Annotated in this window: 10 protein-coding genes; 4 read left to right on the forward strand and 6 right to left on the reverse strand. The window is 70.8% G+C overall.

Annotation, left to right across the window (positions count from 1 at the left end):
• The coding region (locus tag Q1N79_RS15910) for a DUF885 domain-containing protein (RefSeq protein ID WP_300609848.1) at positions 1 to 754 on the forward strand (754 nt) is incomplete at its 5' end.
• Positions 755 to 791: 37 nt separating this feature from the next.
• Here Q1N79_RS15910 and Q1N79_RS15915 read toward each other — a convergent pair.
• Genes Q1N79_RS15915 through paaA form a run of 5 tightly spaced genes read right to left on the reverse strand, consistent with a single transcriptional unit; the run spans position 792 to position 4,384 of the window.
• Positions 792 to 1,835 (reverse strand): 2Fe-2S iron-sulfur cluster-binding protein, encoded by a 1,044-nt coding sequence (locus Q1N79_RS15915; protein WP_300609849.1) that lies wholly within the window; start codon positions 1,833 to 1,835, stop codon positions 792 to 794.
• On the reverse strand, positions 1,836 to 2,267 hold the full coding sequence (gene paaD / locus Q1N79_RS15920; RefSeq protein ID WP_300609850.1) for a 1,2-phenylacetyl-CoA epoxidase subunit PaaD: 432 nt from the start codon (positions 2,265 to 2,267) through the stop codon (positions 1,836 to 1,838).
• 44 nt (positions 2,268 to 2,311) lie between these two features.
• On the reverse strand, positions 2,312 to 3,136 hold the full coding sequence (paaC, locus tag Q1N79_RS15925; RefSeq protein WP_300609851.1) for a 1,2-phenylacetyl-CoA epoxidase subunit PaaC: 825 nt from the start codon (positions 3,134 to 3,136) through the stop codon (positions 2,312 to 2,314).
• A 10-nt stretch (positions 3,137 to 3,146) separates the two neighbouring features.
• Entirely contained in the window at positions 3,147 to 3,434 is a 288-nt protein-coding gene (gene paaB / locus Q1N79_RS15930) for a 1,2-phenylacetyl-CoA epoxidase subunit PaaB (protein WP_300609852.1), read from the reverse strand.
• Positions 3,431 to 4,384, reverse strand: a complete 954-nt coding sequence (paaA, locus tag Q1N79_RS15935; protein ID WP_300609853.1) for a 1,2-phenylacetyl-CoA epoxidase subunit PaaA — start codon at positions 4,382 to 4,384, stop codon at positions 3,431 to 3,433. The genes paaB and paaA overlap by 4 nt, the downstream gene beginning before the upstream one ends.
• Positions 4,385 to 4,447: 63 nt before the next feature.
• Between paaA and paaK the strand changes: the two genes are divergently transcribed.
• From paaK to Q1N79_RS15950, 3 genes are all read left to right on the forward strand, one after another.
• Positions 4,448 to 5,716, forward strand: a complete 1,269-nt coding sequence (gene paaK / locus Q1N79_RS15940; RefSeq protein WP_300609856.1) for a phenylacetate--CoA ligase PaaK — start codon at positions 4,448 to 4,450, stop codon at positions 5,714 to 5,716.
• Positions 5,713 to 6,333, forward strand: a complete 621-nt coding sequence (locus tag Q1N79_RS15945; RefSeq protein ID WP_300609854.1) for a TetR/AcrR family transcriptional regulator — start codon at positions 5,713 to 5,715, stop codon at positions 6,331 to 6,333. The genes paaK and Q1N79_RS15945 overlap by 4 nt, the downstream gene beginning before the upstream one ends.
• 221 nt (positions 6,334 to 6,554) lie before the next feature.
• Positions 6,555 to 7,955 (forward strand): PrsW family glutamic-type intramembrane protease, encoded by a 1,401-nt coding sequence (locus tag Q1N79_RS15950; RefSeq protein WP_300609855.1) that lies wholly within the window; start codon positions 6,555 to 6,557, stop codon positions 7,953 to 7,955.
• Between the two features lie 19 nt (positions 7,956 to 7,974).
• Here Q1N79_RS15950 and Q1N79_RS15955 read toward each other — a convergent pair.
• On the reverse strand, positions 7,975 to 8,963 hold a 989-nt coding region (locus Q1N79_RS15955; protein WP_367185076.1), incomplete at its 5' end, for a phosphotriesterase.

The following is an 8,963-nucleotide window of genomic DNA, read 5'->3' on the forward strand; positions in this document are numbered from 1 at the left end:
CGCCTTCGCCGCGCAGACGCGCTTCGTCCGCGACCACGACCTGGTCACGGTGCACGAGGACCCGGTCGAGGTCATCGACATGCCGGAGATCGATCGCGGTGTCGCGGTGGCGTACTGCGACTCGCCGGGACCGCTGGAGACCGCGCCGCTCCCGACGTTCATCGCGGTCTCCCCGGTGCCGGACGGCTGGACAACCCAGCGCGTCGCCTCGTTCTACCGCGAGTACAACAGGCACATGGTGCACAACCTCATGGTCCACGAGGCGATGCCTGGCCACTACCTGCAGCTGGGGCACTCGCGCCGGTTCACGGGGGCGACGCCGCTGCGGGCCGCGCTCCGCTCCGGCTCGTTCACCGAAGGCTGGGCCGTCTACACCGAGGAGCTGATGGCGGACCACGGGTACCCAGGCGAGGGCGACACCCGCGCGGTGCGGATGCAGCAGCTGAAGATGCAGCTCCGCTCGATCATCAACGCGATCCTCGACGCCCGGGTGCACGCCCACGGGATGACCGAGGCCGAGGCGATGGCCCTCATGACCACCCGCGGTTTCCAGGAGGAGGGCGAGGCGGCGGGCAAGTGGCGCCGGGCGCTGCTCACCTCCGCTCAGCTGTCCACGTACTACGTCGGGTACACCGAAATCTCGGACCTGGCGAAGGAGCTCCTCGCCGCGCCCGGCGCGACCGAGCGCGCGGTGCACGACCGGATGCTGGCCCACGGCTCCCCGCCGGTCCGCCTCCTGCGCACGCTGCTGTGACCGAGCCCGCGATCACGGCGGAACCGAGCCGCGGACCTCAGCTGTCGTAGTCGACGGTGACCGTGTCGGTCGCGGGCAGGGACTGGCAGGTGAGGACGTAGCCGGCCGCCAGTTCGGGCTCCTCGAGGGCGAAGTTGCGGCGCATCGTGACGTTGCCGTCGGTCAGCAGCGCGCGGCAGGTGCCGCAGACGCCGCCCTTGCACGCGAACGGCAGGTCGGCGCGGGCGCGCTGGGCGCCGTCGAGGATCGCCGTGCCCGGCGGGACGGTGACCACGGTGGCGCGGCCGTCAAGGATGACCGTGACCTCGGCGCCGACGCCGGCCTCCTCGGCGTGGGTGACGGCCGGCGGCGGCGTGTCCTCCACGTAGAACAGCTCCCTGTGGATGCCGGACCGGGGCACGCCGAACTCCGTCAGCACGCCGATCGCTCCCGCTACCATCCCGAACGGCCCGCACAGCCACCAGTCGCCGACCGCAGGGACATCCGCGACGACGGGCAGCAGCGCGCGCAGCTTCGCCGCGTCGAGGCGGCCGCTGAACAGGTCGACCTCCTGGGCCTCGCGCGAGAGCACGTGCACCAGCCGCATCCGGGCGGGAAACGCGTCCTTGAGGTCGGCTACCTCGTCGGCGAACATGACCGTGTCCGCGCGGCGGTTGCCGTAGACCAGCGTGACCTCGGCGCCCGCCTGCAGCAGCGACCACGCGATCGACAGCACGGGCGTGATGCCGGATCCCGCCGCGACCAGCACGTGCCGTCCAGCGGCCGGCGACGGGCCGGGGGTGAACGTGCCGGACGGCGGCTGGACGTCGACGACCTCGCCGGGCCGGACCGCCCGCACCAGCCAGCCGGACACCGCGCCGCCCGGCACCTCGCGCACGCCGATCCGCGGCGCGCGCCCTGGCGGGACGCAGATCGAGTAGGACCTGCGCTCCCCCGCGTGCCGGACGGTCAGCGACTGGCCGGGCAGGAACGCGAACGCGTCCCGCAGCGGGGCCGGCACGTCGAACGTGATCGCCGCCGCGTCCTCGGTCAGCGGCTCGACGGCCGACACGGTCAGCGGATAGCACACCGCGGACGGCATTCAGAACTCCTTGACGTGCTCGAACGGCTCCTGGCACGCCCGGCACTGGTACAGGGCCTTGCACGCGGTCGCGCTGAACCGGGCGGTCTGGCGGGTGTCGGCCGACCCGCAGCGCGGGCAGGTCACCGGCCTGCGCACCAGCGTGAGGGGCACCGGCGCCACCGATGAGGCGGCGGCGGCGGGCGGGGCGATCCCGGCCGCGGCGAGCTTGGCGCGGCCGCCGGCGGTGATCCAGTCGGTGGTCCACGGCGGTGACAGCACGGTCACGATGTCGATATGCCGATATCCGGCCCGCGCCAGCCGGCCGCGCAGGTCCAGGCCGATCTCGCGCATCGCCGGGCAGCCGGAGTACGTCGGGGTGATCGTGACGGTCACCGCGTCACCGTCCTCCCGCACGTCGCGGAGGATGCCGAGGTCCGCGATCGTGAGCATCGGAATTTCAGGATCCGGAACGGAGGCGGCCGTCTGCCACGCGGTCACCATCTCGCCTCCGGGTGGGCACGCGCCACGCTCTGCAGCTCGGCCAGGATGTAGCCCAACGCCTGCGTGTGCGTGCCGTCCCTGCCCGTCTTCCCGGCGACCGCGCGCAGCGGCGCGGCCGCGGGCCGGGTCAGGGTCGCCGCCGCGAACACGGCGTCGAGGAACGCGCCGGCTTCGCCGCCCAGGTCCAGCTCGCCCGCCAGCGGCCAGTAGCCGTCGAGGGCGGCCTGCATCTTCGCGTGCGACAGCTCCGTGCCGTCGCCGAGCCGGATCACCCACCCGGCGGCGTAGTCGCGGTGGTAGGTGAGCTCCTTGACGGACTTGGCGGCGATCGCGGCGAGCACGGGGTCTGGCGAGGCCGTGAGCTCCTGCAGGAGAGCCAGCCGCCAGGCGGAGAAGATCAGCAGCCGGGCGGCGAGCTCGGCGAAGTCGGCGTCGGCCCGCTCGACCAGCCGGACGTTGCGGAACTCGCGCTCGTCGCGGAAGAACGCGAGCCGGTCTTCGTCGCGACCGCCTTCTTCGGCCTGGCCCGCGCGGGTCAGCAGCAGCCGCGCCTGGCCGAGCAGGTCCAGCGCGATGTTGGCGATCGCGGTCTCCTCCTCGAGCTCAGGCGCGCGGGTGACCCACTGCTGTAGCCGGTGGCTGTAGATGAGCGCGTCGTCGCCGAGCTCCAGGCAGCACGCCGCGAGAGCGGCCGCGTCCACGCCGTCGGGGACCGCGGTGGCCACCCCGGCCAGCGGGTCCTCGAAGCCGGTGCCGAACGCCCAGCGGTGGTCGCCTGACTCCTGCGCCAGCGACAGGTAGGCGTCGAACTCGCTCATGCCCGGCCCATCACATGTGGGGCACGTCGTCGGGGATCGGGTAGAACGTCGGATGCCGGTAGACCTTGTCGGCGGCGGGCGCGAAGAAGGGGTCCTTCTCGTCCGGGCTTGACGCGGTGATCGAGGCCGCGGGCACCACCCAGATGCTGACCGCCTCGTTCCGCCGGCAGTACAGGTCGCGGGCGTGCCGCAGCGCCATCTCCGGGTCGGCGGCGTGCAGCGAGCCGACGTGCACGTGGTTCAGGCCGCGCTTGGCGCGCAGGAACACCTCGAACAGCGGCCAGTCCGAGACCGTCATGACGCCTCCCCGTGTTTGGCGGCGTACGCGACCGCCGCCTCCCGCACCCAGGAACCGTCCTCGTGGGCGGCCCGGCGGCGCGCGATCCGCTCGGCGTTGCACGGCCCGTTCCCGCCGATGACCGCCTTGAACTCGGCCCAGTCGACCTCGCCGAAGTCGTAATGGCCGCGTTCGGGGTTCCAGCGCAGCCGCTCGTCAGGCAGCGTGACGCCGAGCTTGTCCGCCTGCGGCACGGTCATGTCGACAAACCGTTGCCGCAGTTCGTCGTTGGTATGCCGCTTGATGCCCCATGCCATCGACTGCCCGGTGTTCGGCGACTGGTCGTCAGGCGGGCCGAACATCATCAGCGACGGCCACCAGAACCGGTCAACCGACTCCTGCACCATGGCCTGCTGGGCGGCGGTGCCGCGCATCATCGTCAGCAGCAGCTCATACCCCTGCCGCTGGTGGAATGACTCCTCCTTGCAGATCCGGACCATCGCGCGGGCGTACGGCCCGTAGGACGAGCGGCACAGCGGCACCTGGTTGCAGATCGCGGCGCCGTCGACGAGCCAGCCGATCACGCCGACGTCCGCGTAGGACAGCGTCGGGTAGTTGAAGATCGAGGAGTACTTCTGACGGCCGCCGATCAGCAGCGCGGTCAGGTCGGCGCGGTCCGCGCCGAGGGTTTCCGCGGCCGCGTACAGGTACATCCCGTGCCCGGCCTCGTCCTGCACCTTGGCCAGCAGGATCGCCTTGCGGCGCAGGCTGGGCGCGCGGGTGATCCAGTTGCCCTCCGGCTGCATCCCGATGATCTCCGAGTGCGCGTGCTGGGCGATCTGCCTGATCATCGTCTTCCGGTAGCCGTCGGGCATCCAGTCACGCGGCTCGATCTGCCGCATCAGCGCGATCGTCGCGTCGAAATGCGCGGCGAGCGCGGCCTCGCCGGGTTGCGTGTCGCCGGTCTCCATACCACAATAATGACCGTCCGTTCGGTCAGTAATCAAGGCGGTGCCGCGGTGGTCGAGCCTGCGATGAGCCCGCCCGCGAGCCTGGACGAGCTCCGGGCCCTCCAGCTCGGGCGGCTGCGGGCCACGCTGCGCCGCGCGTATGCGAGAGTGCCGTTCTACCGGCGCTCGTTCGACGCGGCGGGTGTGCACCCGGACGACTGCGAGGACCCGTCCGACCTCGCCAAGTTCCCGCTGACCAGCAAGGACGACCTGCGCGACAACTACCCGTTCGGCCTGCTCGCGGTGCCGCGTGAGGAGATCCTGCGGGTGCACGCGTCCAGCGGCACCACCGGGCAGCCCACGGTCGTCGCGTACACGCGCGGCGACCTGGACGTCTGGGCGGAGGTGGTCGCCCGGTCGATCGCGGCGGCGGGCGGGCGGCCGGGCGACACGGTGCACGTCGCCTACGGGTACGGCCTGTTCACCGGCGGCCTCGGCGCGCACTACGGCGCCGAGCGCCTCGGGTGCACCGTGATCCCCGCGTCCGGCGGCGCGACCGCCCGCCAGGTGCAGCTGATCAACGACCTGCGGCCGCAGATCATCATGGTCACCCCGACCTACATGCTGACCCTGCTTGACGAGTTCGAGCGCCAGGGGCTTGACCCGTTCACTACATCGCTGCGGGTCGGCATCTTCGGCGCCGAGCCGTGGACCGAGGCGATGCGCGCGGAGATCGAGGCCAGGGCCGGGCTTGACGCGGTGGACATCTACGGCCTGTCGGAGGTGATCGGGCCAGGCGTCGCGCAGGAGTCCGCGGCCACCAAGGACGGCCTGCACGTCTGGGAGGACCACTTCTACCCGGAGATCATCTCCGCCGACGGGACGGCGCTGCCCGACGGCTCGCGTGGTGAGCTCGTGCTCACCACCTTGACCAAGGAGGGGATGCCCGTGATCAGGTACCGCACCAGGGACCTGACACGGCTGCTCCCTGGCAGTAGCCACGGCCCGTTCCGGAGAATAGAAAAGATCACCGGCCGAAGTGATGACATGATCATTGTGCGCGGTGTCAATGTCTTCCCGACCCAGATCGAGGAGATCGTGCTGCGCACGGCCGGGCTCACCCCGCACTTCCAGCTGCTGCTCACCAGGCCGGGCCGGCTCGACGAGCTGACCGTGCTCGCCGAGGCGGCGCCGGGCCTGGACTCCGGCGGGCGGGCGGCGGCGGCCGCGGCCGTGGTGCGGGCCGTCGGCGACAGCATCGGGGTGACCGTCGGCGCGCGGGTCCTCGACCCCGGCTCGCTGGAACGGTCGACAGGCAAGCTCAAGCGTGTCATCGACAAGCGTGCGCCGTGACCGGGAGCTCGCCGGCTAAACGGGGCCGCCCGGGGCATGACCTGGAGTCGATACTGCGGGCCGCGGTGACGCTGTTCAACGAGCGCGGCTACGACGCGACGTCCATAGAGGACCTGTCCCGCGCGCTCGGCATCACGAAGTCGGCGGTCTACCACCATGTGTCCGCGAAGGAAGAGCTGCTGCGGCTGGCCACCGGCCGCGCCCTGGACGAGCTGTTCTCGGTCGCCGCCGGCGTCGAAGTCCTGCCCGGGCGCGCGATCGACCGGCTGGAGCACCTGGTCCGCGGCAGCGTCGGCGTGCTCGTGGCCGAGCTGCCCTTCGTCACGCTGCTGCTGCGCGTGCACGGCAACACGCGGGCCGAGCGGGACGCGCTCGCCCGCCGCCGCGAGTTCGACCAGCTGACCGCGCGGCTGGTGAAGGAGGCGATCGCGGACGGCGACCTGCGGCAGGACATCGACCCGGTGGTGACTGCGAAGCTGCTGTTCGGCCTGGTCAACTCGGTGAGCGAGTGGTACAGGCCGGGGCGTGCCGGGCATGCGGGGCGCCAGGGCGCGGGGTCAGCCGACGTCGCGGACGCGATCTGCAAGCTCGCCTTCGACGGCCTGCGGGCCGCCTAGCGGCGCGCCACCGCTTCGGCACTGGCATTTACGACCAGCGGGGAACTTGCCAATAAAAATCCGGCACGGCAGAAAGCGCTTTTCCAGGCGCCAGAAAACGTCACGCCTGATAACTGAATGCCTATCGACAAGTGACGATGTTGCCATATCCGCGAGCGGCGCGCACTCTTTACTGGCGCAAGTCCACGGAAGTACACTTTCCGCGAACGCGGGGAGGAACGGTGAACGAACTCACCATCACTTATGGCAATCAACGTGTCGTGCTCCAGCCCGGGCAGGTCGCGAATATCGGCAGGCTGGATGAGAGCACGCTCGTGGTCAGCGATCCGCGGGTGTCCCGGGAGCACGTCCGGCTGAGCTGGGGGCCGCAGGGCTGGCTGCTTGAGAACGTGGGCCGGGCCGGCACGTTCGTGTTCGGGCAGCCGGTGACCCAGTTCTACCTGACACAGCCGGCGGAGATCGCGCTGGCGGCCGTGGACGGGCCAACGGTGCGGCTGGAGCCGGCCGCCGTGCCCGCCGCGCCCGTGCCCGCCGCGGCGGCGGGGCCTGGCGTCCCGTGGGCCGGCGCCGCCTATCAGGCGGGGCCCGGCTATCCGGGTGCGGTGCCGCAACCTCATATGCCGGGCGGCCAGCCCCATGTGCCTGTCGGCCAGCCACTGCCCCAGGGGCCGCGGGTCAAGGCGGCGGGCGGCGATCCCGCCAGCGCGCTGCGGGTGCTGATACCGATCAGGGCATGGGTGCACGACCCGACGCTGCGGCAGTGGCCGAAGCTGCTCGTCGCGGTCTACGCGCTGCTGCCGGTGATCGCGCTGGTCCCGCTGCAGAACTCCACCGACCTCACCACGATCGGCTGGGTGTACTGCCTGTACATCGCGCCGCTGTGGGCCCTGGTCTTCTGGTGGCTCATCCGCCCGGGCCCGATCGGCAGGCTGCACCTGGCCATCACCGCGATAATCGTCGCCGCCGAGTACATCCTGATCCCGGCCGTGACGATCCCCTGGGAGGAAAACCTCGCTCCGGCTGACTCGAGCCACAACCTGCTCTCCTGGATCGTCGGGGTAGGCCTGGCCGAGGAGATCACGAAGGCGCTGCCGGTCCTCGTCTGCGCGATCGTCCTGCTGAAGGCCCGCAATACCAAGCTTGACGTGCGGATGTGGATGTTCCTGGCCACCTTGTCCGGGCTTTTCTTCGGGGTCTACGAGGCGTCGAAGGTGTACGCGCCCCACGACCTGCAGGCGATCACCCAGACCGCCGTTCTCGGCGTACCGTCGCTGCTCGAGCGCATCTTCGTGGACGGCCTGCAGCACGCCCTGTGGGCTGGCGTAGCGGGATTCTTCATCGGCCTGGGCATCAATTACCGGCGGCGGCGGATCTTGCTGTGGCTCCTCGGAATCGCGATTCCCGCGTTCCTGCACGGCCTGAACGACTGGAGCCTCAGCGGGGTTTTCGGGCAGAGCTTGTGGCCGTGGATCCTCGTCCAGGCGTTCTCGATCTTCGTATTCCTCGGCTACGCCTCGTCGGCGCACGCGATCGAGCAGGAGGTCCGGCATACCCCGATGTTCCGTGGCGAGTCCATGCTGCTGGATGCGTCGCGCATCCAAAGACCGGCGGGCGAGGGATAGGGGACCGCGGGAGAGCGCGCTAGCCGGCCAGGATGCGGGCCGGGTTGCGGACGAGCATGGCGTCGATCTGCTCCTCGGTCACGCCATGGTCCCGCAGGTAGGGCAGCACGTCCTGGCTGATGTGCAGGTAGTGCCACTGCGTGAGGTCATCGAGCGAGCCCGGGGCGAACCAGTCGATGTAGCAGCACGTGTCGTGGGACATCACCATGCGGTCGGCGAGCCCGCGGCGGCACAGCTCGGCGACCAGGGCCGACCTGGCTTCGAAGGTGGCGAAGTGGTCGATGCCGAAGCGGTCCATGCCCAGGGTCAGGCCGGCCTCGGCCATCTCCTGCAGGTAGCCGGGGTCGGTGACCGCGTCGCCGCTGTGGCCGAGCACGACCCGGTCCAGGTCGGCGCCTTCCTGCCTGAGGACTTCGAGGATGGCCGGGCCGTGCTTGCTGGCGGCGTGGGTGTGGATGGTGACCGGCGTCCGCGTCTGCACGTGTGCCTGGGCCACGGACCTGAGCACCTGCTCGACGCCGGGGGTCAGGCCCTTCTCGTCCACCGCGCACTTGAGCATCCCGGCCCTGACACCGGTGCCGGCGACGCCTTCGGTGATGTCACGGACGAACAGCTCGGTCATGGCCCGCTGCGGGCGGCGCCAGAAGAACAACGGGACCTCGTCGAACGTGTAGCAGCCGGTGGCGACCACGATGTTCAGGCCGGGCACCTGCTCGCCGATCCGCTTGACGCGGGCGATGTTCCGGCCCTGGCCGATCACGGTGACGTCGACGATCGTGCTGATCCCCTGCTCAGGGAGCCTGCTGAGGCGCCGGACGGCGTCGGCGACGCGCTCGTCCTCCTCGCCCCATTCATCGGGGTAGTTCTGCTGGACGTCGGCGGTGAGCACGAACACGTGCTCGTGCATGAGCGTACGGCCGAGCGCGCCCGCATCGACCGGGCCGAGCACCGTCTGCACCTGAGCCATCGGGGGGACTCCCTTCCACAGCGGCATCGTAACGGGGAAGC

This window comes from Trebonia sp., assembly GCF_030042015.1.
GTDB lineage: Bacteria > Actinomycetota > Actinomycetes > Streptosporangiales > Streptosporangiaceae > Trebonia.

Excerpts from the sequence above, each read along its gene's own strand:
- Q1N79_RS15915 (WP_300609849.1), bottom strand. The coding sequence starts at position 1,835 with ATGCCGTCCGCGGTGTGCTATCCGCTGACCGTGTCGGCCGTCGAGCCG.
- paaD (WP_300609850.1), bottom strand. The coding sequence starts at position 2,267 with ATGCTCACGATCGCGGACCTCGGCATCCTCCGCGACGTGCGGGAGGAC.
- paaC (WP_300609851.1), bottom strand. The coding sequence starts at position 3,136 with ATGAGCGAGTTCGACGCCTACCTGTCGCTGGCGCAGGAGTCAGGCGAC.
- paaB (WP_300609852.1), bottom strand. The coding sequence starts at position 3,434 with ATGACGGTCTCGGACTGGCCGCTGTTCGAGGTGTTCCTGCGCGCCAAG.
- paaA (WP_300609853.1), bottom strand. The coding sequence starts at position 4,384 with ATGGAGACCGGCGACACGCAACCCGGCGAGGCCGCGCTCGCCGCGCAT.
- paaK (WP_300609856.1), top strand. The coding sequence starts at position 4,448 with ATGAGCCCGCCCGCGAGCCTGGACGAGCTCCGGGCCCTCCAGCTCGGG.